This is a genomic window from Paenibacillus prosopidis (assembly GCF_003337375.1).
GTDB lineage: Bacteria > Bacillota > Bacilli > Paenibacillales > Paenibacillaceae > Pristimantibacillus > Pristimantibacillus prosopidis.
The window spans coordinates 1-26,775 of sequence record NZ_QPJD01000007.1 but is presented as its reverse complement, the minus strand read 5'-3'; the positions used below and the strand labels follow the sequence as shown (position 1 = coordinate 26,775).

The following is a 26,775-nucleotide window of genomic DNA, read 5'->3' as shown; positions in this document are numbered from 1 at the left end:
AGCGTGAACGCTGATTGGTTACTTTGTATTATTTTTGTATAATGATTGGTATATCCATCCTATTTCAAAAATGAAGGAGCGATGATTAGTATGCAATTCACGAATTTAGGAAGATCGGGGCTTCGGGTAAGCCGGTTATGTCTCGGTACAATGAATTTTGGCGTGGACACCGACGAGAAGGAATCATTTCGTATTTTAGATGCTGCACTCGATGCAGGAATTAACTTTATCGATACGGCTAACATTTACGGATGGGGCGACAACGCCGGGCGCACGGAAGAGATTATTGGAAAATGGTTTCAACAGGGCGACGGACGCCGTGAGCGTACAGTACTCGCTACCAAAGTATACGGCGATATGCATGATACATATGACGGTCCCAATCGGGAACCGGGCTTATCAGCCTATAAAATTCGCAGACATCTGGAAAGCTCCCTTAAGCGTCTGCAAACGGATCATATTGAGCTGTACCAAATGCACCACGTCGACCGCAATGTCAATTGGAGTGAGCTTTGGGGAGCATTTGAAATAGCAGCGGCGCAAGGAAAGATCGGCTATGTGGGCTCGAGTAATTTTGCCGGGTGGGATATCGCGGTGGCGCAAGGCGAAGCGAGGGCGAGAGGCTCGCTGGGGCTCGTATCCGAGCAGCACAAATATAATTTGCTTTGCCGTCTTCCCGAGCTGGAGGTACTGCCGGCCTCAAAGGCGCTTGGACTTGGCGTTATTCCGTGGAGTCCGCTCGATGGCGGCTTGCTTGCGGGTAACCACCGCCGTAAGGACGGAGGCCGGCGCAGCGGCGACTCGAAGCGTTTCGAGCAGCACCGCGAGCAGCTTGAAGCCTATTCAGCGTTCTGTGATGAGCTGGGCGAGCCGGAGGATCTTGTATCACTCGCATGGCTGTTAGCTAATCCGGCCGTAACCGCTCCAATTATCGGCGTGCGCACGCTTGATCAATTCAGACGTTCACTGCGCGCAGTGGAGCTCGAATTGGATGAATCGGCGCTGAAGCGCATCGATGAAATATTCCCTGGACCCGGCGGCGACGCGCCACGCGCATACGCCTGGTAAAACAAATAATCGCCCAGCCTTCTTTAGAGGAAGCTGGGCGATAAATTTAAATCAAATGAGTAGATTGAATAATACAGGGTCTTTGTTCAGCTCCAAAAATTGAAAGCCTTTCTTGGTCATCCGCTCGACGAGCGGATCGTAGTCGTCCCGATGCTTAAGCTCGATGCCGACGAGTGCGGGACCGTTGTCTTTATTTGATTTTTTTGTGTATTCGAAACGGGTAATGTCGTCGTTTGGCCCGAGCACCTGGTCGAGAAATTCCCTCAGAGCTCCGGCACGCTGAGGGAAGCTTACCATAAAGTAATGCTTATAGCCCTCATAGATAAGTGAACGCTCCTTAATTTCCTGCATCCGGTCGACATCGTTATTACCGCCGCTCACTACGCACACGACTGTCTTGCCTTCAATTTGATCGCGATAGGCATCAAGCGCGGCAATCGGCAGCGCGCCTGCAGGCTCGGCTACGATAGCATTTTCATTATACAAATCCAGAAGCGTCGTACAAACCTTGCCTTCCGGCACAGCGATAACGTCATCTAGCAGCTCTCTGCAGAGTGCAAAAGTCAAATCACCGACCCGCTTAACGGCTGCGCCATCAACGAATTTGTCGATTTGATCCAGCGGGGTAACTTCTCCCGCATCAAGCGATACCCGCAAAGAAGGAGCGCCTTCCGGCTCCACGCCGATTACTTTCGTTGCAGGCGACACCATTTTCACATACGAGGAGACACCGGCAGCAAGCCCGCCTCCGCCGACGGTAACGAACACAAAGTCGGGAACGGAATCAGCCGCCTCCATAAGCTCTTGACCGACGGTCCCGTTTCCGGCAATGATCTTCCGGTCATCGAACGGATGGATGAATGCCATGCCGCTGCGGTTGCTTTCTGTCATCGCCTCGTCATAGGCGTCATCGAAGGTATCGCCGGTTAAGATGACTTCAACCTGCGAGCCGCCGAAGAAGGACACCTGCTTAACCTTTTGGCGCGGCGTCGTGCTTGGCATATAGATTTTGCCGGGAATGCCAAGCGTCTGGCAGGAGTAGGCTACCCCTTGCGCATGGTTGCCGGCGCTTGCGCATACGACGCCTTTTTCTAACGTTTCGGGTGCAAGGGAGCGCATCAGATGATACGCGCCGCGTATTTTGAATGAGCGGACGATCTGCAGGTCCTCCCGTTTCAGCAGAACGTTGCAGTTGTAGCGTTCGGACAGCACCCGGTTATATTGAAGCGGAGTACGCGTAATGACATCTTTTAAATGCATTTGCGCTTGGACGATTTCTTCAAGCCCAATGCGGGCCAAAGCTGCGGTATTCGGATTCATAGGCGACTTCCTTTCGGCTTTCGATAAACAACAACATATCAGATGATTCATTATAGCACTTTGGACGCGAATTGACGCATCTGCCGGTGTCTAATCAATAAATTGGATAGTAAGGCTCGATACAAGTGGAGGGGGTACCGAATGCGGAAAGCCATTAGAAGACTGTTGACCGCTGTAGTACTTATTATTTTGCTGCTTGGCGGGGCTGCATGGTGGCTGCTTTCTTATATTGCGCCTGACGAGCCGCTCGACATGGCCTATGAATCTATCGATGTGAAAGAGAAGGCGCTCGACATGGCCAAACGGTTGAAGCCGGAGTTTGTGCTTACCGAAGCAGACATTAATAATATGATCAAAATGCATCTGGAGCGCAAGCTCGCAAGCCGTGAAGCGGGAGCGTCCTCCATGGAGCTTGCGAACGGTATTCATCTGGACGGTGCGGCGTTCGAGCTGGAAGAGGATAAGCTCGCTGCGCGCTTGAATGTGACGTACCGGGACCGTGTTCCGGCTGAGCTTGATGCGGTTTACTCTTTGGAATGGCAGCCGCCGAACATTGCGCTAAGGCCGAACTCCCTCTCCGTGAAAGAGATCGGATTGCCGGTCAGCTTACTCGAGCCGATTATTATTCCGCTTGATCTACCGGCGGACGATGTTGTTACGGTGCGGGATGTCCAGTTTCTGAAGGACCAGATTAAGGTTTTGTTAAAGATTAGTCTTCTTTCAGCTGTAGCGGAGGAATAACAGAACGGGGCTGTCCCGAAAGTAATAGCCAACTATTCCCCAAATGTGTTGGGCTTAGCTGAAATGCGGACACAGCTATACTGGATAAATACTGTAACTTTTGGCTTTTTGGCCTTTGCGTTTGCTCTATAATGGAAATACTCCAATGTAGAACACCAATAGAAAGCCCATCTCCCTCAAAAGTACCGAATTGAGCTGATTTTACTGTACGATATCCAACTTAGCCCAGCACGCCAACATATTTCTGCTCCTATCCTGTATCGAATCCAATGTAGCCCACTTACCCCTGAAATAAATGGAGGTAAGTCCTGAGTAAGGTATGATAGATAATTATTAAAAGCCGTCATAAAGCAAATGATAAGCTTGTTTATCCGGAAAATCGCTAGCAAGGGCTGTCCCTGAAGGTCTATAACCTTTGGGACAGCCCCGTTTTTTTGTGGACGGATGGAAGGAATAAGCGTGAAGTAGAACGTTAGAAGAATGACATTGACAACGGAAATGAGAATGGTTATCATATATACGAAAGTGATAATCATTATCACTTAATGTTAAAGCTACATATTCACATAAAGCGCAGCATCCGCTTTCGAAGCGGCAAGCGGAGTCTATAACGAAATAAATTATATAATCGAATTTTTTTTAAGGAGAGAGCTGCATGCAGACTGAAACAAGCAAGCCTTGGAATTGGCTGCTCTTTCCCTTCTCATCGGTAAAGGCCGGTCCGGACTTCTTGTATGCGGCTACAGTCGGTCATGGCGTATATCAAATCGATGCGAAGGGCAATTGGGAAAAGCTCGGTGACGGACAGCCCGATCTGACGAATGTGAACCGGCTGCAGCTGCAGCATGATTTGCTCCACGCGTGCACGGGCAGCGGGCTTTACGAATGGAACGGCGACAAGTGGGAGCATAACGGTCTATCGATTCCATGCTATCAATATCGCAAAATCGGCGGATCCAGCTACACTGCGACGGAATCTGGACTTTGGTCTAAGTCCGGCTCCAGATGGGAAAACATCGCATGCCCGGACAAACGGGTGTATGATTTCCTTCATTTGCCCCAGTATGTCATCATCGCGCATGAGAGCGGCATTTCTTTATACGATCGGTTTATGGACGACTGGGCGCACTTCGAGCTGCAAACGAGCGTAACGAGTCTGGCTGTTTTTAAAGGCCATTTAATTGGCTCGGGCGATAATGGCGAACTGCTGATTGGGGATAAAAAGGGTAAGTTTGATCGGGTCCGGTTCGGAAAAACATTTATATTTTCCGTACTCGCGAAAGGCAAGGATGTCTATGTGTGCACGGACCGGGGATTGTTTCAGCTGGCCTATATTTGCAATCAAGTGACGCTGTTGTCGATAAAGCTCGGCTGCCCGGTGACAGACGTTGACATGCAGGGCGATAGTCTATACCTGGCAACACTGTTTAAAGGCATTCAAACGGTAAACGTCTAGATAATATAGAAAGCGGAGGAATGATTGGTGTCGAAGGTACTTGTAGTGTACGCGAGCATGACGGGAAATACGGAGGAAATGGCCGAAGCAATTGCAGAGGGCGCGAAGGAAGCAGGCATAGAGGTCGTAGCGAAGGAAGCGTTCGATGCGAGCGCAGATGAGCTTAATGAATACGACGGCATTGTTATCGGGGCCTATACATGGGGAGACGGCGAGCTGCCGGATGAGTTTATCGATTTCTACGATGCGCTGGCTTCGCTTGATCTAAGCGGGAAGAAAGCAGCGGTATTCGGTTCAGGCGACACGTCTTATCCGATCTTTTGCGGGGCGGTCGATACGATCGAGTCCAAGCTGAAGGAGCTGGGTGCGGAAATCGTAAGCGAAAGCATCAAGTTCGAATACAATCCTTCGGAGGCAGAGAAGGAGCAGGGCAGAAGCTTAGGGCGTCAAATTGCGGGCATGGTAGCTGTTGCTAGTTAATCCCTAGAGAAAGGCGGCCGTTATAATGGAGCAACTGCCAGCGGTGATAAGATTAGAAGACTATAAGCTTGAAGAGCTGCTGCGCAGCCCCGAACGGTTCGCAAAAATGCAGTCGGGCAGCAAACGGGACAGCGGCGTGAATTGGCGGCAGATGGTACAATTCGCCGCCATGCACAGCGTCAATGATTTCTATAAGCTTCCGGCTGAAGCCCGAACGCAGGCGGCGGTAGAAGCTGCAGTGGAGCGATGGTGGACGAACCGCAATTATAAATTTCATTCGAACGAGCATTTTTTGCAAATGAAGCAAGCCGTCATTTCCAATCTTGGTGCGTTTCTTGTTGAAGAGCAATGCTGCAGCACGCCGATTATTTTATTCGAACAGCTTACCGCTTACGTAGATGAGCTTGATATGGAGCTCTCGCAAATTTTTCATGTGGTATCCGCGGATGCAGAGGGTGCGGCTGACGATTTCATCGTACAAAAATTTGCCGTCGATATGGATGCGGATTCACTCGATTTAATGTTCCATATGACGTCGGTATTTTGCGCGAATGCCTTTGAAAAGCTTCCAGCCCGAATCGAAGTGCTGTCGCTGCTAAGCGGCAAGCGGATTCTGTTCAAGCCGGACGCAGCATCGCTGAAGCGGTCCTATGATTTTATGTACCTCGTAAAAAGCTTGCTGCCGGAAGCAAAAGCAGCGGGAGAATAGAGCATTAAGACGAACCTCAGTCGGTATCCGGCTGGGGTTTTGTTTTGTTGTAGACAAATGAAACGGTTTTCAAGTAACATGGCAGTAGTCATTTTTGCATATTTACACATGGAAAAACCATTGAGGAGAGATCAGGTTGTCAGAGGAGTTATTGCTAACATTTCGTTCACCGCCGCTGCCGTTTTTTATAGAATCAAACCGGTTAACCTATCCCGCCGGGGGAGAGCATCCGAACCGGACCAACCTTGGCGTCTTTGATTTGCTGTTCGTCAATAAAGGCTCGCTGCATATAGCGGAGGAAAACCGCAGGTGGACGCTCGAGCCCGGTGATGTGCTCATACTGAGGCCGGACCGCTGGCATTATTCGACCCGCCCTTGCGAGGAGGATACGGTGTTTGACTGGATTCATTTTCAGACGGTCGGCGCATGGGAAGAAACCGAGGGCAATCAATCGGGTTCGCTGCGCGGCGATTATTACACCTATGCCATCCGGCTCCCGAAAAAGATGAAGCTAACGTATCCGGACGAGGCAAGGCTCATTTTCTCGCAGCTGCATGAAGCAGCCAAAAGCTCGTCGCACGGAGCATTCTGGGACCGCCAGCAGCGCTTTTTGCATTTGCTGCAAATGCTCGATGAAGGCTGGCGCTCGGATGCGGCGAAAGCGGCTGTATCGGTTGCGGAGCGGGCGGCTGCTTATTTGAAGCTTAATTATCGCAGTCCTATAAGCAATACGATGCTGAGCGATGTGCTCCAGCTGCACACGAACTACATCACGCGCTGCATGACCGAGGTATTCGACTGCACACCGCAGCAATATTTGCTGTATTACCGTCTCGACCAGGCGAAGCTGCTGCTTATTAAGACCGACTGGACGATTGCGCGCGTGGCGGAGGAGACGGGCTTCCGGCAAACGCCGCATTTCTCCAGACTGTTCGCAGCGCATACCGGAATGCCGCCGCTTAAATTTCGCAAACGATTTACGATGTAAATGGTTAGCGGGGTAAAGGATTGAGGGATAGAGGGATAGGGATGAGAGATAAGGGATAAGGATGAGTTGTCTAGGCGGCTGAAGAGCGCTGCTATTTTATTGTAAGTTGATGGCTGTGAACTATCTATCATGGAATTTGTCCAACGTTAAGCTGGATTTTACTTTATGACGCAGCTATATTGGATTTCCTCCAATAAAATCCTCTGTAATAGGCTATTTTCAGTCTCTATAGAATTTGGAGGGACCTCTTATACTGGAAAAATACAGTATAGCGTACCAATGAGGGGAAAAAAGCCTAAAGTTATTGGAAAAATACAATATAGCTACCGAATAAAAAGTGAGAAGAATGGCTTCATGAACGGCATACGCTTGGGAAAACGAAGCAGCGTGCATACTTTTCTCGCTTTTAACAAAAACTGGTTCAAACAACGTGAAAAGGGTGGTCGCGATGATTGAACGGTTTTCGTTAACGGCGGATATTGGCGATATGGTGGAAATGTTTCAGGTGAAAAAGGTGATCCGGGGTTATACGAACCGGTTTAATGTAGCTCCGACACAGACGGTGTCGATTGTTATGAATGACCGTTTTGACCAAAGGACGATGCAGGAGTCGAGATGGGGGCTGTTCCCTTTTTGGGCGAAGGATTCCGTTAATGCGGACCATGCTACACTGTCCTCGAAGCCTTTTCTTGACCGGATGCTGCGAAGGCAGCGATGTGTCCTGCCTTGCAGCGGATTTTTTGGCCAGAAGCAGTTCGGGAAGGAAAGGGATCCGCGTGCCATGCACATTGTCGTGCCGAGCCAGCCTTTATTCGGTATTGCGGGAATTTATGATTCTTGGAAAAATGTGAGCGGGCAAGAGGTGCGCGCCTTTACGATGATTACGGCGCCCTCGACAGGAACGATGTCGGTATGGCAGCCGCGGGTACCGGTTATTTTGGACGAGGATGGCATTGAAGACTGGTTGAACCCTCGGATTACGGAGTTCAGCGGACTGCGGAAGCATCTTGAGGCAATGGACACTTACCTGATGCGAGCATACCCTGTAACGAACGCGGTTCATGATGAGTGGTACGAGTCGCCGGATTGCATCAGGGAGATAAGGCCGGATTATGCTTGAATGATATCGGAAGTTGGGTAACTCTGGGATCCTTGGAAACTTGTGAACACAGAAAACGGAAACTCTGGAACCTCGTGAACCAGTGAACACGGAAAGCCGGGAGACCCGTGAAACCGTGAGCCCATGAGCCCGTGATTCCGGAAATCAGGGATCCCAGAAATCCAGAAACCCAGAAACCCGAGAAACCCGGGAAACCCGGTAACCACGGGAAGCACATTGGGGGAGCAGGGAGATAGAATAAGGGTAAAAAGCGGCGCTATTCGGATGAAATACCCATTAAAGTGAGCTTTAGCGGTAAAAATAGGCGTTATATCACCAGTTCGGACCCTGTGGGACCGAATGTGAGGGGATAGCGCCTGTTTTTACCGCTATTTTTGTGGGAGCGGAGAGATCTAACGAATAAATTGCGCCCATTATTTCCGTTAATTTTCTCGAAGGAGAGATATTATGAGCGTACGCGCTGCAGTTCAGCTGTCAGCAAAGGCACAACCTCGAACAAATCGCCAATGATGCCGTAATCGGCGACGCCGAAGATTGGAGCATCGGGGTCTTTGTTAATGGCGACGATGACGCGGGATTGGCTCATGCCGGCCAAGTGCTGGATTGCGCCGCTGATGCCGCAGGCGATGTACAGCTGCGGCGTGACCACCTTGCCGGTTTGCCCAATTTGCAGGGCATAATCGCAATAACCGGCGTCGCATGCGCCGCGGGAGGCTCCGACCGCGCCGCCGAGCGAGGCGGCCAGCGCGTGCAGAGGCTCGAAGCCGGCTGCACTGCGCACACCTCTACCGCCGGACACGACGACGTCGGCTTCGGCGAGATCGAGCTGGCCGCCGGTGCGGCGAACGAGGCCGCGCACGGCGGTGTAAAGCGGCGGCACCGTGAACGGCAGAGCCGTAACGGTGCCCGTTCGCTCCGCGGCGTCGATCGGCTCCGCCGCCGGCAGATTGTTCGGGCGCACCGTGATGACCCACGGGTGGCCCGGTACGAAGCTGCGCCGCTCGAACGCCTTGCCGGCGTAGAGCGGGCGAATGAAGCCGACGTCGCCGCCATCGTGAGAGACATCGATGGCGGTGACGTCGGCAATGTGGCCGGCGCCATAGGCCGCGGCCACGCGGGGCGCGAGCTCGCGCCCCGCTGCGGTGTGGCCGAGCAAAAACGCGTCCGGCCGCACCGCAGCCATAGCTGCGCCGAGGGCGGCGACGTACGCCTCGGGCGCATAGGCGCGAAGGGAAGGATCGTCGGCGATATGTACGACGTCCGCCCCCCGCGCTGTTAGCGTGGCGGCTTCTTCTGCCGCGCCGCCTGAGCAGGCGAGGACGGCATGCACAGCGCCGTCCTTGCCTGCAAGCCGCCGCGCTGCGCCGAGCGCCTCGAGCGCAACGCGGCGGAGCACCCCGTCCCGGGATTCCGCGAACACGAGTATCGTTTTGATCATATGATACAACTCCTCTCCCGTAACATTTCGTGTTAACAAGTGCTCTTACTGACGCGTGTAAAACTAATTAGCGGTGAAAGCTTAATAGGTGGTATTACTTGCTTCAAATCAATTCCATCAATTTCTGCTACCCATCCTCAGCACTCTTCTCCCGTCACCCTACAGCAATTTCGCTTCCGTCTGGAGAAGCGAAATGAGCGAGGCTGCTTGCTCCGCTGGCGTGCCGGGGAGGATTTTGCCTGCAGCGCGCGGCGGGGGCGGGAGCAGCTGTGTGCGTACGGTGCGGTTTGCCATGTTTTCATCCGCAGCCGCGCCGCTGCCGAAAAGCTCCCGTGCCGTTATCGTGCGCAGAGGCTTGCGCTTCGCCTTCATTATGCCGGGCAGAGAAGGGTAGCGCGGCTCGTTAAGCCCCTGCTGCGCTGTGATGAGGGCGGGCAGAGGAATGGATACCGTTTCTGTATCGCCTTCGACATCGCGCTCAACCACTGCGTATCGCTCAGCGCTCAGCCCTGCGGGAGCGTTCAAAGCTTCCGCCGCTGGTAACGAGGCGAGCTCGCCAGCGGAAACAATGGTTACCTTCACCGCTGATGATGCATGCGGTAAATGAAGCCGCTCCGCTACTTGCAGAGCGACACTGCCTGCTCCGCTATCTACTGCAAATAACCCTGCAAACAGCAGATCAGGCGCAAGCGGCTCAATGACAGCAGCTAATGCGGCTGCAACAGCATAGCTGTCATCCGGCAGCCCGTCGCTCTCCAGCCGTATCGCTTCATCAGCTCCGATTGCAAGCGCAGTACGAAGTGCTTCTTGCGACCGCTCGGGGCCGCATGAGACGGCAATGACCTGTCCGCCTAACAGCTCCCGCTGCCGGATCGCTTCTTCCAACGCATATTCGTCGTAAGGATTAATGACAAATTTGGCGTCTCTCTCATCAACGCCCTCCGGTGTAACGACTATTTTCTCCTCGGTATCAAACGTTTGCTTGAGAAGCACCACTATTTTCAGCATAGAAGCTCCCTCACTTATACCGGTATTTTTTTGAAATATAAGCACGTATAAATTGCCTTATACGATGCTTATATTTCACAGCGAAACGAGCTTTGCCGCCAAGGATGGTGCAAAGCTGTTTACGCCAGCTGCCAGTTCTTCACGCCAAGTACTGTCCATCAGTGCTACGATATGTCGTTTCACCGATGATTAGACCGTATGGATTAGTCGGCTGTGCGGCATGTTCGCGATAAAAAGCTCATATACATGGATCACCGCGGCTATTTTTTGAAAGCGCTTCAATACTTGTCCAATTACTTCGCGCATACGTGTTGGTTACAAGGAACCGGCATACAGGGGGGCGGGGCATATGGCATCGTTTTTTGTGTTATTAACGTTCGGACAATTGGTGTTTTGGGGTAGATGGGTGCTGTTTGCGGCCGTTACGGCGTTTGCGATTTCGTTGTTCGCGACAGTTGTGCTTAGGCGTGTCGGGTATATGAGGCTGGGCGTGCCGATTGTTTTTGCCCGCTATCAAGGTAAACGCAAGAGCAGCTTCAGCGGTCAAGTGCTTGGCCATCGCAAGCTGTTGAACGATGTAAGAAGCGGTATTATGCATCTGGTTTATTTTTATGGTTTTATTGTGCTTCAATTTGGCGCTGCAGATTTAATTTGGAAGGGGCTGAACGGAGGCGTTCCGCTGCCGCTGCCCTATTATGATTTGTTTTCATGGACGCAGGAGCTGACGGTAACGCTGGTGCTGGCGGCAGTTCTATACGGCGCATTCCGCCGATATGGAGAGCGGCTTCCCCGGCTAAAACGCGGCTGGAAGCCGTCGCTCGTCATGTGGTTTATCGGTTCGCTTATGCTCACCATATTGTTCACCTTAGCATTCGAGCGTCTGGCTGAGAACGAAAGCCCCGGGAATGCCTCATCAGCTGATTCCGCCTCTCACATCGTTGCTCCCAGCTACGCGCCGGTCAGTGTGCAGGTGGCGAAGCTGCTTCATTATGCAGGTGTGCAGCCGCAAAGTGTGGAGGCCTATGCAGGGTTTGAAGTGTTCTGGTGGCTTCATCTTCTTGTGCTGATTAGCTTTCTTGTCTACGTGCCGCAGTCAAAGCACTTTCACTTGTTGACCGCTCCGGTCAATTTGTGGTTCCGGCGCAGCACGCCGCCAGGGCGGCTCACGCCTTTGAATTTGGAGGATGAGGAAGCGGAGTCCTTTGGCGCAGGGAAGGTAGAGCATTTTACGCAAAAACAGATGCTTGATTTGTATGCGTGCGTCGAGTGCGGCCGCTGTACGAATGTTTGTCCGGCCTCGAATACCGGCAAGCTGCTGTCGCCGATGCATTTGATCGTGAAGCTGCGGGATCATTTGACCGAGAAAGGAGCGGCTATCACGTCCAAGTCACCGTGGCTGCCGGCTGGATTATGGCAGCATAAATCCGCCGAACCGTATGCGCATGTAATGGGAGCGGTGATTCCGTCTTGGGATTCGGAAGCTGAAAGGGGAACGACAATTGAGCCGACGATGGCTGCGCAAGCGGCTGCGTGGGTCAAACGGGAGTCGATTAAACCGGAGGAGGTGGAGCTGATCGGCGAGGTTTTGACCGAGGAGGAGCTTTGGGCATGCACGACCTGCCGCAATTGCGAGGAGCAGTGTCCGGTCGGTAATGAGCATGTCGACAAAATTATTGATATGCGCCGTTACTTAGTGTTAATGGAGGGCAGGCTTCCATCCGACGGGCAGCGAGCGCTGCAAAACATCGAGCGTCAAAGCAATCCTTGGGGACTGCCGCGCGCTGAACGCGCAGCTTGGGTTGCGGACTGTGAGAGCCGTACCGGCATTCGGGTTGAAACGATGCAGGAGCTGAAGCGGCAAGGCCGGAACCCGGATGTATTGCTTTGGGCAGGGTCGATGGGCTCGTACGATATTCGCAGCCGCCGTGTCCTATATGCTTTAGTGCGGCTGCTCGATCATGCGGGCGTCAGCTTCGCAACACTTGGTTTGGAAGAGAAGAGCTCGGGCGATACGGCGCGGCGGATCGGGAATGAGCTGCTTTTTCAGGAGCTGTGCCGTGAAAATATTGAAACGCTGAGTAAATACAGCATAACTCGCATCGTGACCGCCTGCCCGCATACGTACAACACGTTCAAAAATGAATATCCCGACTTCGGCCTAAGCCCCGACGTTAAAGTGGAGCATCATACGGAGCTGCTCGCAACACTGCTTGAGGACGGGGCGCTTCGGCCTTTTTATACGCTGGATGAGCGGGTTACCGTTCACGATTCTTGCTATCTCGGTCGTTACAACGACACGTATGAAGCACCGCGCAGCCTGCTGCGGGCGATACCCGGCGTAACGATTGAAGAGATGGAGCGATCCCGCTCGAACGGGATGTGCTGCGGTGCCGGAGGCGGGCTCATGTGGATGGAGGAGCATTCGGGAACGCGCGTCAATCATGCCCGCACTGCCCAAGCATTGGAGGTAAAACCTTCCGTCATTAGCTCAGCCTGTCCGTATTGCCTGACGATGATGGAGGACGGCTTGAAGGCTATGTCGGCGGACGACAGGGTGGTAGCGCGCGATGTAGCGGAGCTGCTTGCGGAAAGCGTTTTTGGCGACTGAGGTGGAGATAGGTGGAAAATAGAGCTTCGACTCAAAAGACCGTGGTCGGCTGGTTACGCGAGAGGTGCAATTCTGCACCAGCCCAACCCGAGCTGGTTTCGTAAAATGAGGTGCATTATTGCACCTGCCGAGCCCAACCGGAGTTACTTTTCGCGAAATAAGATGCATAAATGCACCTGCTTAGCGCATTCCGAGCTAAGCCCACGCTTTCGAAGCGAATTTTGCTTCGTAATACTTTAAGGAGGTTGCCTATGACGGTAAAAGCATCACAAAAGAGCGCCAGCTCCATTCGCAGTGCCGCAGTAATCGGCTCTGGCGTCATGGGAGCGGGAATCGCAGCTCATTTGGCGAATGCGGGCATGCGCGTCTTGCTGCTGGACGTTGTTCCGCAATCGGTAACGGCGGAGGAGGAGAGGCAGGGGCTGACGCTGGCGGATGCCAAGGTGCGCAGCCGGCTGGCAAGCGCCGCTGTGGCGAGAATGAGCAAGGCGCAGCCGGCGCAGCTCTATGACCCGGCTTGGACCGCGCGCATTACGCCTGGCAATTTAACCGATCATTTGACTGCGCTCGGAGATGTCGATTGGATCGTCGAAGCGGTCATCGAGCGGCTTGATATTAAACGGGAGGTATTCGCAGCAATCGATACTGTCCGGCAGCCGGGAACGATCGTCAGCACAAATACGTCGGGCTTATCCGCAGCGTCAATGGTGGAAGGAAGGAGTGAGGAGTTTCGACGGAATTTTGCGGTGACGCATTTTTTTAATCCGCCCCGTTATATGAAGCTTGTAGAGATCGTTCCAACCGCAGATACAGGCCCCGAGGTTGTGCAGCTGCTGAGCGAGTTATGCGAGAAACGGCTGGGCAAAGGCGTGGTTATCGCGAAGGACACGCCTAACTTTATCGCTAACCGGATTGGAACCTTTGGCATGCTCGTGACTTTAGAGGATACGCTTCGCTTCGGGCTGACGGTGGAGGAGGCGGATGCGTTAACGGGTCCGGCTATGGGAAGGCCGAAGACGGCGACATTCCGTATGCTCGATCTCGTTGGCTTGGATACACTGCTGCATGTTGTGGATAACGTGCGGGAACGAAGCAGTGACCCGAGTGAACAAGCCATATTTGCCAGGCCGGCGTTACTTGAGCAGTTGGTAGCGGCAGGGCGGCTGGGGGAGAAGTCAGGAGCAGGTTTATACCGGAAGGTGAAGGGCCGGGGCGGCAGTGAAATCGAATCGCTCAAGCTGGATACGCTCGAATACGGGCCTAAACGTTCCGTAAGCTCGCCTGTTATCGATGCCGCGAAAGCTGCGAAAGGCGCTGCTGCAAAGGTGAAGGCGCTGCTCCGAACCGATCCCCGTGACCGCTATGCGAAATTCGCATGGTCAACGATCAAAAAAACACTGCTCTATTCGGCGGCCCAAGTCGGCATTATCGCCGATTCCATATCGGATATCGACCGTGCGATGCGGTGGGGCTTTAATTGGGAGCTTGGGCCGTTCGAGCTGTGGGATGCTATCGGTCTTGCGGAATCGGTTCAGCAGATGCAGAAGGAGGGCGACGAAATACCGTCCTGGGTAACGGCTTGGATAGCGGATGGTCATCAAAGCTTTTATCGTGCGGCGGACAATAAACGGGCATATGCTGCCGGCGGCGTTTATAAGCTGGAAGAGCAGGAAGCAGACATGATTTCGTTAGCGGCGTTAAAAGCTTCCGGGCGAACCGTACTCGCCACGTCGGGGGCCAGTTTAATCGATATTGGCGACGAGGTCGCACTCTTGGAGTTTCATTCTCCGAACAATGCGATTGGCGGCGATATATTGACAGCCATTCGACAAGCGACCAAGGAGGTGGCGAAAAATTGGCGCGGGCTTGTGCTCGCCAATGAGGGGCGGAACTTTTGCGTCGGCGCGAATTTGATGCTTTTGCTAATGGAGGCGCAAAACGGCGAGTGGGATGAAGTAGAGGATATTATCCGCTTCTTCCAGGGCAGCATGCTGGATCTAAAGCGGCTCGATCGGCCAGTCGTTGCGGCTCCGCACCGAATGACGCTAGGCGGCGGGGTTGAGGCATGCTTGCCTGCCGATCAAATTATTTTTTCTCCAGAAACCTATTTCGGACTGGTTGAGACGGGGGTGGGCCTTATTCCTGCAGGCGGGGGGTGCAAGGAAGCAGCCGGAATGGCGGCCGAACGGGCACTCGCCGCAAGTAACGGCAAGCCTGGTGCAGACTTGCAGCCGCATTTGAATGCGCTGTTTGAGACGATTGCGCTGGCAAAGGCATCTTCAAGCGGCTACGAGGTGAGCCGGTTAGGGCTGATGCGGCCGCAGGACCGCGTCATTATGCGGCAGGACGCGCGTATCGCCGAAGCGAAGCGCGCGGTTCTAGAGCTTGACCGTGCAGGCTATACGCCGCCCGCGGAAGGCCGTATTCGCGTGGCGGGACGCGAAGGCAAAGCAGTGCTTAAGGTCGCTGTCCAGGCGATGCAGCTGGGCGGCCATATTAGCGAGCATGACGCGCTTATCGCCGGCAAGCTTGCGCATGTACTCGCCGGCGGCGATATTCAGCCCGGCACTGAGGTAAGCGAGCAATATCTGCTCGATTTGGAATGCGAAGCGTTCCTCAGCCTGTGCGGCGAACGCAAAACGCAGGAACGAATGAGCCACATGCTTTCCACCGGCAAACCGCTGCGGAACTAGCACTCGCTCTTGCCGTACCGGCAAACCGCTGCGGAACTAGCATATGCCATGCACCTGGGAAACTATTTAATCAAAGGAGGAGAGCGTCATGTCAGCTGCATCACCGTTTACCGATCACGATCGCGATGCCGTTATCGTAGCGGCGGTACGGACGGCGGTCGGCAAAGCAACGAAGGGAAGCTTGGCGGAAACGAGGGCGGAGGATCTCGGGCGCGCGGTGCTGCAAGGCGCGCTTGCGAGACTGCCCGGCGTATCGCCTGACCAGATCGAAGATGTCATCATCGGCTGCGCGATGCCGGAAGGGGAGCAAGGGCTTAACGTTGCCCGTATCATATCGCTATATGCCGGTCTGCCGGTCACAACGCCAGCCGTGACGATTAACCGGTTTTGCGCTTCGGGGCTGCAGTCAATCGCTTATGCCGCAGAACGTATCCGGCTTGGGGATGCGGATATAATCGCAGCGGGCGGAGTCGAGAGCATGAGTCATGTGCCGATGACCGGCTTCAAGCTGTCGCCTCATCCGGCCATTGTCGATGCGAAGCCTGAGGTATACATGGGTATGGGTCATACCGCTGAAGAGGTTGCCCGCCGCTATGGCGTTACGCGCGAGGCGCAGGATTCTTTCGCGTCAGCGAGTCACCGCAAAGCTGCCGCGGCGATCGCGGCGGGTCGTTTTCAAGCGGAAATTGTGCCGATAACCGCCAGCCGGTCAGGAGTAAACGATGCCGGCCGGCCTTGGGAGAAGGTGTTTCAGTTTGATACGGATGAGGGGGTGCGTCCGGAAACGACGGTGCAGACCTTAGCGCCGTTGAAGCCCTCGTTCGCCCGCGAAGGCACGGTAACGGCGGGCAACACCTCGCAGATGAGCGACGGCGCAGCGGCGGTTATCGTGATGAGCCGGGCCCGCGCAGCGGAGCTTGGCTTACGTCCGCTCGCCGTTTTCCGCAGCTATTGCGTAGCTGGCGTCGCTCCTGAGGTGATGGGCATCGGACCGATAGAAGCGGTACCTAAAGCATTGAAAAAAGCCGGCATAACGCTTGCACAAGTTGATCTGTTTGAGCTGAACGAAGCTTTTGCGGCACAATGTGTCCCCATCATTGATCAGCTAGGCATTAATCCTGAAATAGTGAATGTAAACGGCGGAGCAATAGCGCTCGGCCATCCGCTCGGCTGCACGGGAACGAAGCTGACTGTATCGCTTATTCATGAGCTGGGGCGGCGTGGCGGCGGTATTGGCGTCGTGACGATGTGCGTGGGCGGCGGAATGGGAGCGGCGGGCGTTATTGAAGTGTATGGCTCCTGAGTGATTGGAATAGCTAATCAATTTGACTGACTTGACTGAAGGGAGAGCTGCGGCATGACGGAAACGATACGTTTTGGCGGTCGGTTTGTCGTGGAGGACAGTGCACCGGAATCGGTCGTGACGCCTGAAGATTTCACGGATGAGCAGCGGATGATGGCCGAAGCCGCGCAGCAGTTCATGGAGGCGGAAATTATTCCGCGCGACGCGGAGCTGGAAGCTTTGAACTACGATCTGACGGTAGAGCTTATGCGCAAGGCCGGAGAGCTTGGTCTGCTCGGAGCCGATGTTCCCGAGGCGTACGGCGGGCTCGGACTCGATAAGGTAAGCACGACGCTATTAGCGGAAACCTTAGCGCGGGCTTCGTCATTCGCGCTCTCGGTTGGGGCGCATACGGGCATCGGCACGCTTCCGATCGTATTTTTCGGCACGGCTGCGCAGAAGCAAGCTTATTTGCCTGCATTAGCGTCGGGAGAGCGGATTGCCGCGTATTGCTTGACTGAGCCGGCTTCAGGTTCTGATGCGCTGGGTGCCAAGACGACCGCAAGGCTTTCGCCAAGCGGCAAGCATTATATATTGAACGGCTCAAAGTTGTACATTACGAACGCCGGTTTTGCCGATCTGTTCATCGTATACGCGAAGGTCGACGGGGAATATTTCACTGCTTTTATCGTGGAGCGCGGAATGCCGGGATTCAGCATCGGGCCGGAGGAGCACAAGATGGGCATCAAGGGATCTTCAACATGCCCTTTATATTTTGAGGATGTAGCGGTTCCACTCGAAAATGTGCTTGGAGAGATCGGAAAAGGACACCATATCGCCTTTAACATATTGAATATCGGGCGTTTCAAGCTTGGAGCGGGCTGCCTGGGCTCGGCGAAGGAAACGATCGGGCTGGCGTCGGCCTATGCCAATACGCGCAAGCAGTTCGGGCGTGCCATTTCCTCCTATCCGCTCATTGGCGCCAAGCTGGCTGACATGAACATACGCACGTTCGTGCTGGAGAGCATGGTATACCGGACGGCCGGTTGGATCGACGGCATGATGCGGGACGCTGATTCAGCGGATGATGGCATGCAGGTGGTGAAGGCGATCAGCGAGTACGCGCTGGAGTGCTCGATTATAAAAGTGTTCGCGTCCGAAGCGTTAGATTTTGTCGCGGATGAGGGGGTGCAGATTCACGGGGGGTACGGTTATATCCGTGAATACAAGGTGGAGCGGATTTATCGGGACTCGCGGATCAACCGGATTTTTGAAGGGACGAATGAAATCAACCGCATGCTCATCCCGGGCACCCTGATGAAAAAAGCGCTCAAGGGCGAGCTGCCGTTGCTGCGTAAAGCACGTGCCCTTCAAGCTGAGCTTGTTCAGCCTATGCCGGTTCCGCCGTTCGATATGCCGCTCAGCAAGGAAGCATTCCGGGTCGGCCAAGCGAAAAAAACATTTCTCGCCATCGGAGGACTTGCCGTTCAGAAACTGGGCTTAAAGCTCGAGCAGGAGCAGGAGGTGCTGTGTTCCCTTGCGGATCTTATGATTCAAATTTTTGCGATGGAGAGCGTACTGCTTCGCACGCAGAAAATGATGAAAGCCGGCGCTGAAGCCGACTCGGAAAAAACGGAGCATATGATGGCGATGACGACAGTGTTCGTACAGGAGGCCATGGAACGGGTTGAATCATTGGCAAAGCTAGCTTTAACCGCATTGGAGCAGGGAGACGGGCTGCAAATGCAGCTATCTATTCTGAAAAAGTTAATGCGGGCGCCGCTTTCCGATACAGTAGCTTTGAAGCGGACAATTGCCGCGCGAGTCATTCGAAGTGAGCATTATGTCGTGTGAAGGGGGAGAGCAAGTATGGAACCGCTCGGACCGCAGGACCCGCTTTTGCCCGAACAATCGTCCGCTGGCGATTCGCCGGCGGATGCTTCTGCCGAACCGCCTCTTGATTCATCCGTCGAAGCGCCGTCAAGCCCGCTGGGAGTAACCGCCGGGCTTGCGCGTCCATGGCTTCGCCATTATCCGAAAGAGATTGCTCACTCCATTAAATATCCGAATTATAACATCGTTCAATTTTTGATAAATGCCGTTAATCATTATCCCGATCATACCGCCGTGCATTTCATGGGCAAAACAATGACCTACCGCGAGCTGCATACCGGTGCCGTTCGTCTGGCTAACGGTCTTATTTCACTTGGCGTAGCCAAAGGAGAGCGGGTAGCCATTATGCTGCCTAACTGCCCGCAGGCGGTTGTTTCTTATTACGGCGTGCTGCTGGCTGGGGCAGTCGTCGTTCAGACGAATCCCATGTACGTGGAGCGGGAGCTTGAGCATCAGCTGTCGGATAGCGGAGCAGTCGCAATTATTACGGTTGATCTTCTATATGCGCGATTGTCCCGGGTGAGAGGGAATCAGCCTAAGGAAGGTCCGCTGCCGCAGCTGAAGCATGCCATTATCACCTCCATTAAGGACGGTCTTCCATTTCCAAAAAATATTCTTTACCCCATTAAGCAGCGAAAAGACGGGTTCCGCGCAGATATCCCATACGGCAGCTATGGCGTCGTTGCCTACAAGCGGCTGATCGCTATGAAGCATCAGTCGATAGAGCTGCCTGAACTCGCTGAAGGCAGTGAGCTTGCAGCTCTGCAGTATACGGGTGGAACGACAGGTACGCCGAAGGGTGTTATGCTGACGCATCGCAATCTCGTTGCCAACACGCTGCAGATATCAGCTTGGTGCTATAAAGCGGAGGACGGCAAGGAGAGGTTTCTTGCCGCGATGCCGCTGTTTCATGTATTTGGATTAACGGTATTAATGAATATGTCTGTCCTGCGCGCAGGCATGCTAATCCTGCTGCCGCGATTTGAACCGGATACGGTGCTGCAAACGATCAGCCAGCTGCATCCAACGATTTTTCCAGGCGCGCCAACGATGTATGTAGCGCTCATTAATCATAAGGCGGCAGCCAAAGCCAACCTTTCTTCCATTAATGTGTGTGTAAGCGGTTCGGCCGGGCTGCCGCTTGAGGTACAGGAGCAGTTCGAATCGCTGACCGGCGGAAGGCTCATAGAAGGTTATGGCTTGACGGAGGCTTCGCCGGTGACGCATGCCAATCCGTTATGGGGAACGCGCAAAATCGGGACGATCGGCGTGCCGTTTCCCGATACGGATGCTGTTGTGGTTGACCCTGCTACGGGAGAGCAACTTCCGGTCGGCGAGCTGGGAGAGCTGATTGTCCGCGGCCCTCAGGTCATGAAGGGCTATTGGAACAAGCCTGAAGAAACGGCGAAGGTGCTGCGGGACGGATGGCTGTATACCGGCGACCTCGCGACGATGGACGAAGATGGTTATTTTACAATAATGGATCGAATTAAAGATATCATTATCGCAGGCGGCTTTAACATCTATCCGCGTGAAGTGGAGGAGGTGCTGTTTGAGCATCCGGCCGTGCGCGAAGCTGCGGTTGTCGGCGTGAAGGATGCTTATCGGGGCGAGACCGTGAAGGCGTTTATCGTATTGAAGGAGGGGTGGCAGGTATCGCGCAGCCAGCTGGACCGCTGGTGCAGGGAACGGCTCGCAGCCTACAAAGTGCCGCATCACTATACGTTCAGGGAAACGCTTCCAAAGTCGATGATCGGCAAGGTGCTGCGGCGTAAGCTGCTGGAGGAGGAAGCCGAAACGAAACGGTCCGCCGAGGATAAGGGAGAGTGAACGATATGGATGAGGAACGGTTTGTGCAGCAGGCAGATCAGGCCGAACACTTGGCGCGGCTGTCAGAACGGGCGGAAGCGACGTTCTGGGGACTGCTCGGCTGCCAGGTTGTGCAGGCCAATCCGAGTAAAGTGACGATTTGCCTGGATGCCGCTGAGCCTCATATGAACCTGCTTGGCATCGTTCACGGCGGCGTGCTTATGTCGCTGTTAGATAATGCAATGGGGCTCGTTGTGATGCTGGCCTCCGCGAATGAACGGATGGTTACCGCCAATATGAACACGCAATTTCTCGCCAGCAGCAAGGGAGGCATGCTGTTTTGCGAAGCGGAGCTTATGCACCGGACGGATCGGACGCTGACGCTTCAAGCCCGGGTTAAGGATGAAAGCGGCAAGCTGCTTGCATGGGGCAGCGGCGCCTATAGGCTCATTTAAAATATTTTACCACGAAACGAGCTTTTGCCGCCAAGGATGGCACAGAACCGAGCTGATCATTCACACAGCTAGCGGTTCGTGCGTCGCGACATCCGTTTACGCCCTGAGTTGCTTGTCTTTATGTAATTCGTTATAATAATACCTAATATATGGAAGGTTGACTTTGCAATAAAATAGTTAAATATTAATCGATTTTAAACCGATAAACATATTAAAGGAAGGAGGCGAAGACATGGTCCAGGGCTGGGTAACGACGCTCGTATTAGCGTTTGGAATTGTTGTCGCCATGATTGGCGTAATTGCATATTTAAGAATGTTTCGTAAAGACAGGCTTTCTGAGACAGCTCGGCCGGCAGTCGATGTCTCGTCTCCAAATCCGATTATTACAGCAAAATCAACGGATGGCGGGCACAGTTCGGAAGCTATAACCGAACATGCCGGGCGACGAGATTAATAATTGTTAACTTTCATAATTGTTTCCAAAATGTTATAATAGTAAGAAAAATTAAAACATTGTGACTCTTTGGCCATGGAGTTACCTGCACCGACCGGGGGGTTCTTTCGGTGCAACCACCGCTAGCGGTCTCGTATATTGCTGTTTAGGACGACCATCCAACGTATAGGGGAGGAGATTTCATGGCGAAACATAGCCAGAATGAAGTCAAGGAAAGCCTGAAGGAACTCACGAGAATTTTTCAACCCAAGGACCCGCGTAAATTTGTTAAAGATTATATTCGCAAGTACCGGATTACCGGTGGCTACGAAGATGAATTAACGACATTGGTGGAAAATGAGTTAGGCAGGATCAACTCCTCGGTCAGCTGAATCATGATGAATATAAGGCTGTGCAACCTGTCATGGGCAGGAAGCAAAGCCTTTTTTGTTTCGGAATAACACGAAAAAGGGGCTTCTCTGAAGGTTTATAACCTTTGAGTCAGCCCCTTTCGGTGAGATATCTGGAGGTATGCTGTTGCGAGCGGGAATAGGAGGAATTTTTAGCAGTCTGAATGCATGGAGGACATTCAGTGTTTATTTACTAGCCTCTGCCGTAGCCGCCGAATAAGCCGCAACTGCAAGCGATAATTACTAACAAAATGAAAAGCACCAGAATGGAACCTGTGTTTGTGAAAGCACCACCTACGTAACCGGACATTATTAAATGCACCTCCTTACGTGTTGAGTACTCTGTAATTTATGCATGGCTGCTGCTTTGTGATTGGGTGTTTGCCGTAGAGACATTTAATCAGTGTCATTAGCCTAGTGAATAATGAAATACAAGAAGGGAGGAAGTTAATCCTCCGGAGTACGATCGAGGTAAAGACGGGTAACAGCAGTTGTATCGCCTTTTTCTTTTTCTTTATCTGTTGGTTTTTCCTCAAGTTGATCGTGCATGTTCATCCCTGGCGCAATGGTTGGTTCATGCTCTTTTTCGTTTGGCATACAACACTCTCCTAAAATGAAGCTTCTCGTTTTTTCAGCTTTAATGTACCCAAGAATACGGAATTAATGTAAAGCTTTACCTCGATGTTAAGCTCCCATGGAAGAACGCAATTACTTCCATAATCTGTGGTAGCGCGTGAGAGTTATGGATGGCTAACGGGGACTGTCCGGCGGCAGATGTTTTAAACCTCTTTATCTTAAACCAAGCTCCTCGCGAGCGCAGTCCTCCGATTTTTCCGGCCAAAATACACCTTGTTCCCAAGCGATTACAAAGGACTCGTATCTTTTTGTCTCCGGAAAATCATGCAGCTTGCCGAAATACCGCTCTATCCCAATGATTTGGGAATCATGCGCACGCAGGGCTTCCGCTTTTACGTCCCACATCGGTTTAGTATCGACAGAAAAGGTAGGCTTATGACCCGCATTCATAACTGGTTCGGACATAGTGTAGTACAGCTGTTTCACGGATGGACATTGTCCGCCGACAACAGCCTTCGTAGTGATCCGGGATATCGCCATATGATCGGGGTGGAAGTTTCCGCCATCAGGAGGAAAAGTAAAGACGCCCGATGGTCTTCTGCGATTGAGGAATGCCACGACTCCCTGCAAGAATGCCTGCTCATCGCACTCAGCCAGCTTTCCGTCGGGAAAACCCAGGAATTCTACGGCATCCAGCTTCAGGACGCCTGCCGCGCGTCCCATTTCCTTCTCCCTCAGATGACCCAAATCCATCTTTGACAAATGGGCATAAGCGCCGTTCTTGCCGCCGGCATCTCCTCTCGTTGCGAGCAAAAGCGCAGGCTGATCGCCGGATTCGGCAAGCTGGCGAATGAGACAGGCACTCAGAAAAGATTCATCATCGGGATGCGCGTAGCTGAATACGATACGGTTGGACATGGTTTTCCTTCTCTCGATAAGTATTCGATTGCTTTTTACAACTCCATCTTCTTATTATGTTACTTCAAATGTCCGCAATAATAAAATAACAGCCTTAGTCCGTTCAACAACGAACCAAGGCTGCTTGTTGCCGTACTTAAGTATATTTATCGTTGTTGTATATACTTTTTAAATCATCCATATATACTTACATTTACTTATAAAAATTATAAAAACTTAAAAATAATTAGCATTAATTACTTACGATCACTTATAATCAACCCATAGGTGGTGAATATTTGTGTACCAAGAAGAACGGTTAATAGGTATATTGAATTATTTGCAGGAACATCAAAGAATCAGTATTGAGGATATTTGCAAAGTCTTTGAAGTATCTAGGGACACAGCTCGTAGAGATTTAGTGAAACTTGAAGAAAATAGAAGCATTATCCGTACAAGAGGAGGAGCCATTCTTCCTTCTTTAACTAAAGAAGTCCTCAATTATGAACAACGATTGCTGGATGAACCCAAGGGGAAAAAGGAAATTGGACGATTGGCCGCATCTCTAATTAAGAATAATGAGTATCTCATTATGGATGCATCAACAACGGTACAGTTTCTTGCTGAGCATATTTCAACTCAAAACAATATAGTCGTTACAAATTCCATTGACATTGCGGATATACTTTCAAAAAAAGACACGTTAAGTATCCATTTGTTAGGTGGCTTGTTTAATTCTACTCACCGTTATATTTACGGAGCAAAAGCCATAGAAATGTTAGCTGATTATAACGCCGATAAACTGTTTTTAGGAACATGCGGAATTACTCAGGACGGGTTGTCCATTCCTGATTCGGAAGAAGCCTCTTTGATGAAAGAAATGATACGAAGAGTTGACCAAGTTATTGTATTAGCAGATAGTACAAAGTTTGGTCGAAAACTTTTTCAAAACGTGTGTGGGTGGGACCGTGTAGATATACTAATAACAGACAAGGAACCTAATGATCAATTAATTGAAACTTTAAATCTTCACGAGGTAGATATTATGTTGGTACAAGGTGCAACGAACGATGGATAAAATTAATGATGTGAGAGGATAGTATAAAACTATTTTTATTATTGGAGGAAACAAATAGATGAAAAGAATAGCAATAGATATGGATGAAGTAATTGCGGATGCAGCTGAAAAGCATTTGAAATTATACAATCAACATTTTAAAGAAACCATCATGATTGACGATATTAAAGGAAAAAAATTAAGAGATCTTCGCCCGCATCTGGAAAGTGAGATTAAGAGTTTTTTTGCAGAACCAACATTTTTTCGTGATTTGAATGTAATAGAAGGAAGTCAGGAGGTTATTAAAAAGTTAAGTCAGCACTATGAAATATTTATAACTACTGCCGCTATGGAATTTCCAAGTTCCTTCACGGCGAAATATGAGTGGTTAAAAGAACATTTCCCATTTCTTTCAGACATGAATTTTGTTTTTTGTGGTGATAAAAGCATCATCCATGCAGATTATCTTATAGATGATAATGTAAGACATTTCAAACGTTTCTGTGGGCAGGGAATCTTATTTACTGCTTCTCACAATATGCATGAAACTGGATACGTGAGAGTAAACAACTGGAATGAAGTACAGGATTATTTTCTTAAGTAAAGCAAATGGGAGAAACCCTTGTACTACCGGATTACAATAGCAATAAACATTAAGAACAAAGATAAGGCTGCCGTCGAACGGCAGCCTTCGTGATCCGCGAGATCAGATCTTTCCAACTAATCAGCAATATTCCGGGTATAGTATTCGATTATATCTTTGCGGCGAATGATACCGAGGAAGACGCGATCGGCGTCTACTACCGGAACGAAGTTCTGATCAGCCGCCAGCGCCAGCATATCGTCCAAATCGGCGCTGATCGCGACGCATTCGACTTTCATCCGTTTTTTGATGGAGACGACAGGAATTTCGTGCATCGTATCGAAGCCGAGGCCGGGTGTGGCTTTCAGCTTCCATAACAAATCTCCCTCGGATAGCGTTCCGAAATATAAGCCATTGTCGTCCAAGATCGGAATGGCCGTATAGTGGCTCGCCTCCAATTTATCCATGGCTTCTTTCATATTAGAGGATGTCATGAGGTAAGAGACCTCGTTCTTGGGATATAGAAACGATTTGATGTCCATTGAATCACGCTCCTTTGGTATATTAAAGCATATTTCGTCGCGGGGCGCATGTGGAAGTGACTGTGGCATGCCTAACATTATCGAATAAAATATGCGGTAATTACAGGGAAAGCGAAACTTCAAATGCTAAGCGGCCAACCTTACGTGAGAGGTGTAACTTCGGGCGCTGTAGTAAATAAATACTAAACCAGCACTTTGTTGAACTACCATGAAAATTCATATCGCAGGTGACTAATAAAAAAGGCAAAACTAAAGAGAGACGCAGTTCGTTAATTTTTTAAAAAGTACAGCGCCTAATTAAATCAATATTACATTAGGTGAATTAAGGGTTAGGAAACTTCTGAAATGGTAACGGCAAACCCTGGTAACGGCAAACCCTAAGCTTTCTAGTCTTCGAACCGAATTGCGTACAACTGCTGCTTGCTTTTTCTTATCAAAATAGTCTTCGCCTAAGTCCACATACATTTCTTTTCTCGTCAGAAGGTAATATGCAATTCGTAATATAGCATGCGCAACTATAATAGCTGCTCGTTTCCTTCCTTTTTTAGCAAGTGCTCGCCGATACATCGCACCAAGGTAGTTTTTAGATGCCCCTACTGAATGCGCTGCTTCTGTTAATGCAGATCTTAAATACTTGTTTCCCTTTTTGCCTTTGGAAGACTTTCGTTTGCCTGCGCTTTCATTATGCCCAGGGACTAAAGCTGCCCAAGAACATAAGTGAGCGGCGCTAGGAAACTGTTTTTCAATGTTTGTTCCGAGTTCAGCTAGGATCTGTTCAGCCATACGAGGAGCAATTCCTGGTATGGAGTCCAGGCGTTCAATGTCTTCCTGATACGAACTAACTCTTTTAGCAACCTCTTGATCTAACAATTCAATTTGTTCAGTCAGAAAATCAATATGGGTTAGAATTGTTTTGATCATTAAACGCTGATGGGGGTTTACATAGCCTCGAAGAGCGGTTTCAAGTTCTGCCTTCTTCTTTTTCAGTGTTCGTTGAGCTAAATTTGCTAATTTCTCAGGGTCTTCTTCACCGTCTGCAATCGCACGGAGCATATTCTTAGATGAAACACCCATGATATCGGAAACAACAGAGCCAAGTTTGATATTTGCTCCCTCTAGCACCTTTTGAATTCGATTGTGCTGTCTGGCACGTTCTTCAATGATGCTTCGGCGATAACGAACTAATTCTCGAAGTTCTCTTTGATTTCG

Annotated in this window: 25 protein-coding genes; 17 read left to right on the top strand and 8 right to left on the bottom strand. The window is 51.4% G+C overall.

All coding sequences use genetic code 11. From position 1 onward, the window contains the following. Positions 1-90: 90 nt before the first annotated feature. Positions 91-1,068, top strand: coding sequence for an aldo/keto reductase (locus DFP97_RS12060; RefSeq protein ID WP_114380247.1), 978 nt, complete (start codon positions 91-93; stop codon positions 1,066-1,068). A 51-nt stretch (positions 1,069-1,119) separates the two neighbouring features. On the opposite strand, the gene ilvA is transcribed toward DFP97_RS12060, so the two are convergent. Next, a complete protein-coding gene (ilvA, locus tag DFP97_RS12055) occupies positions 1,120-2,388 on the bottom strand; it encodes a threonine ammonia-lyase IlvA (protein ID WP_114380246.1) in 1,269 nt (422 codons plus the stop codon). 141 nt (positions 2,389-2,529) lie between these two features. Between ilvA and DFP97_RS12050 the strand changes: the two genes are divergently transcribed. The 6 genes from DFP97_RS12050 to DFP97_RS12020 all read left to right on the top strand — a co-directional run bounded on the left by DFP97_RS12050 (position 2,530) and on the right by DFP97_RS12020 (position 7,882). After that, complete coding sequence (locus tag DFP97_RS12050) at positions 2,530-3,129, top strand: hypothetical protein (protein ID WP_114380245.1); 600 nt, start codon at positions 2,530-2,532, stop codon at positions 3,127-3,129. A 655-nt stretch (positions 3,130-3,784) separates the two neighbouring features. Next, positions 3,785-4,585: a hypothetical protein gene (locus DFP97_RS12045; protein WP_114380244.1), complete on the top strand. Its 801-nt coding sequence runs from the start codon at positions 3,785-3,787 to the stop codon at positions 4,583-4,585. 27 nt (positions 4,586-4,612) lie between these two features. Further along, positions 4,613-5,065: a flavodoxin gene (locus DFP97_RS12040; protein WP_114380243.1), complete on the top strand. Its 453-nt coding sequence runs from the start codon at positions 4,613-4,615 to the stop codon at positions 5,063-5,065. Between the two features lie 25 nt (positions 5,066-5,090). After that, a complete protein-coding gene (locus DFP97_RS12035) occupies positions 5,091-5,774 on the top strand; it encodes a hypothetical protein (RefSeq protein WP_114380242.1) in 684 nt (227 codons plus the stop codon). Positions 5,775-5,910: 136 nt separating this feature from the next. Next, positions 5,911-6,762: an AraC family transcriptional regulator gene (locus DFP97_RS12030; protein WP_114380241.1), complete on the top strand. Its 852-nt coding sequence runs from the start codon at positions 5,911-5,913 to the stop codon at positions 6,760-6,762. 448 nt (positions 6,763-7,210) lie between these two features. Then, a complete protein-coding gene (locus DFP97_RS12020) occupies positions 7,211-7,882 on the top strand; it encodes an SOS response-associated peptidase (protein WP_114380239.1) in 672 nt (223 codons plus the stop codon). A gap of 445 nt (positions 7,883-8,327) precedes the next feature. Here DFP97_RS12020 and DFP97_RS12015 read toward each other — a convergent pair whose 3' ends face one another. Beyond that, the gene (locus DFP97_RS12015; RefSeq protein WP_114380238.1) at positions 8,328-9,320 is read right to left on the bottom strand and encodes an electron transfer flavoprotein subunit alpha/FixB family protein; all 993 of its coding nucleotides are present in this window, start codon (positions 9,318-9,320) and stop codon (positions 8,328-8,330) included. Positions 9,321-9,479: 159 nt separating this feature from the next. Further along, a complete protein-coding gene (locus DFP97_RS12010) occupies positions 9,480-10,325 on the bottom strand; it encodes an electron transfer flavoprotein subunit beta/FixA family protein (RefSeq protein WP_114380596.1) in 846 nt (281 codons plus the stop codon). Between the two features lie 352 nt (positions 10,326-10,677). On the opposite strand from DFP97_RS12010, the gene DFP97_RS12005 reads away from it, so the two are divergent. The 8 genes from DFP97_RS12005 (at position 10,678) to DFP97_RS11970 (ending at position 21,893) form a co-directional block, all read left to right on the top strand. Then, positions 10,678-12,936 (top strand): (Fe-S)-binding protein, encoded by a 2,259-nt coding sequence (locus DFP97_RS12005; protein WP_114380237.1) that lies wholly within the window; start codon positions 10,678-10,680, stop codon positions 12,934-12,936. Between the two features lie 251 nt (positions 12,937-13,187). Beyond that, complete coding sequence (locus DFP97_RS12000) at positions 13,188-15,629, top strand: 3-hydroxyacyl-CoA dehydrogenase/enoyl-CoA hydratase family protein (protein WP_114380236.1); 2,442 nt, start codon at positions 13,188-13,190, stop codon at positions 15,627-15,629. Between the two features lie 88 nt (positions 15,630-15,717). Continuing rightward, on the top strand, positions 15,718-16,932 hold the full coding sequence (locus DFP97_RS11995; RefSeq protein ID WP_114380235.1) for an acetyl-CoA C-acyltransferase: 1,215 nt from the start codon (positions 15,718-15,720) through the stop codon (positions 16,930-16,932). Between the two features lie 54 nt (positions 16,933-16,986). Further along, entirely contained in the window at positions 16,987-18,765 is a 1,779-nt protein-coding gene (locus DFP97_RS11990) for an acyl-CoA dehydrogenase family protein (RefSeq protein ID WP_114380234.1), read from the top strand. Positions 18,766-18,780: 15 nt separating this feature from the next. Then, complete coding sequence (locus DFP97_RS11985; protein WP_114380233.1) at positions 18,781-20,634, top strand: long-chain-fatty-acid--CoA ligase; 1,854 nt, start codon at positions 18,781-18,783, stop codon at positions 20,632-20,634. Between the two features lie 5 nt (positions 20,635-20,639). Then, a complete protein-coding gene (locus tag DFP97_RS11980; RefSeq protein ID WP_114380232.1) occupies positions 20,640-21,068 on the top strand; it encodes a PaaI family thioesterase in 429 nt (142 codons plus the stop codon). A gap of 232 nt (positions 21,069-21,300) precedes the next feature. Then, positions 21,301-21,522 carry a hypothetical protein gene (locus DFP97_RS11975; protein ID WP_114380231.1) on the top strand — a complete coding sequence of 74 codons (222 nt, stop codon included), beginning with the start codon at positions 21,301-21,303 and terminating at the stop codon, positions 21,520-21,522. Between the two features lie 182 nt (positions 21,523-21,704). Beyond that, positions 21,705-21,893 (top strand): hypothetical protein, encoded by a 189-nt coding sequence (locus DFP97_RS11970; RefSeq protein WP_114380230.1) that lies wholly within the window; start codon positions 21,705-21,707, stop codon positions 21,891-21,893. A 211-nt stretch (positions 21,894-22,104) separates the two neighbouring features. Here DFP97_RS11970 and DFP97_RS11965 read toward each other — a convergent pair whose 3' ends face one another. The 3 genes from DFP97_RS11965 to DFP97_RS11960 all read right to left on the bottom strand — a co-directional run bounded on the left by DFP97_RS11965 (position 22,105) and on the right by DFP97_RS11960 (position 23,405). Beyond that, entirely contained in the window at positions 22,105-22,221 is a 117-nt protein-coding gene (locus DFP97_RS11965) for a sporulation protein YjcZ (protein ID WP_114380229.1), read from the bottom strand. 137 nt (positions 22,222-22,358) lie between these two features. Beyond that, positions 22,359-22,508: a hypothetical protein gene (locus DFP97_RS30715; protein ID WP_181873482.1), complete on the bottom strand. Its 150-nt coding sequence runs from the start codon at positions 22,506-22,508 to the stop codon at positions 22,359-22,361. 192 nt (positions 22,509-22,700) lie between these two features. After that, positions 22,701-23,405, bottom strand: a complete 705-nt coding sequence (locus DFP97_RS11960) for a PIG-L deacetylase family protein (protein WP_114380228.1) — start codon at positions 23,403-23,405, stop codon at positions 22,701-22,703. Between the two features lie 280 nt (positions 23,406-23,685). Between DFP97_RS11960 and DFP97_RS11955 the strand changes: the two genes are divergently transcribed. Beyond that, positions 23,686-24,462, top strand: a complete 777-nt coding sequence (locus DFP97_RS11955; protein ID WP_114380227.1) for a DeoR/GlpR family DNA-binding transcription regulator — start codon at positions 23,686-23,688, stop codon at positions 24,460-24,462. Between the two features lie 58 nt (positions 24,463-24,520). Then, positions 24,521-25,045 carry a 5' nucleotidase, NT5C type gene (locus DFP97_RS11950; RefSeq protein WP_114380226.1) on the top strand — a complete coding sequence of 175 codons (525 nt, stop codon included), beginning with the start codon at positions 24,521-24,523 and terminating at the stop codon, positions 25,043-25,045. Between the two features lie 116 nt (positions 25,046-25,161). Here DFP97_RS11950 and DFP97_RS11945 read toward each other — a convergent pair whose 3' ends face one another. Together DFP97_RS11945 and DFP97_RS11940 are read right to left on the bottom strand one after the other, a co-directional pair. Continuing rightward, entirely contained in the window at positions 25,162-25,566 is a 405-nt protein-coding gene (locus DFP97_RS11945; RefSeq protein ID WP_114380225.1) for a CBS domain-containing protein, read from the bottom strand. Between the two features lie 297 nt (positions 25,567-25,863). Beyond that, positions 25,864-26,775, bottom strand: a 912-nt coding sequence (locus DFP97_RS11940) for an IS110 family RNA-guided transposase (protein ID WP_245976155.1), incomplete at its 5' end; no start/stop codon positions are given.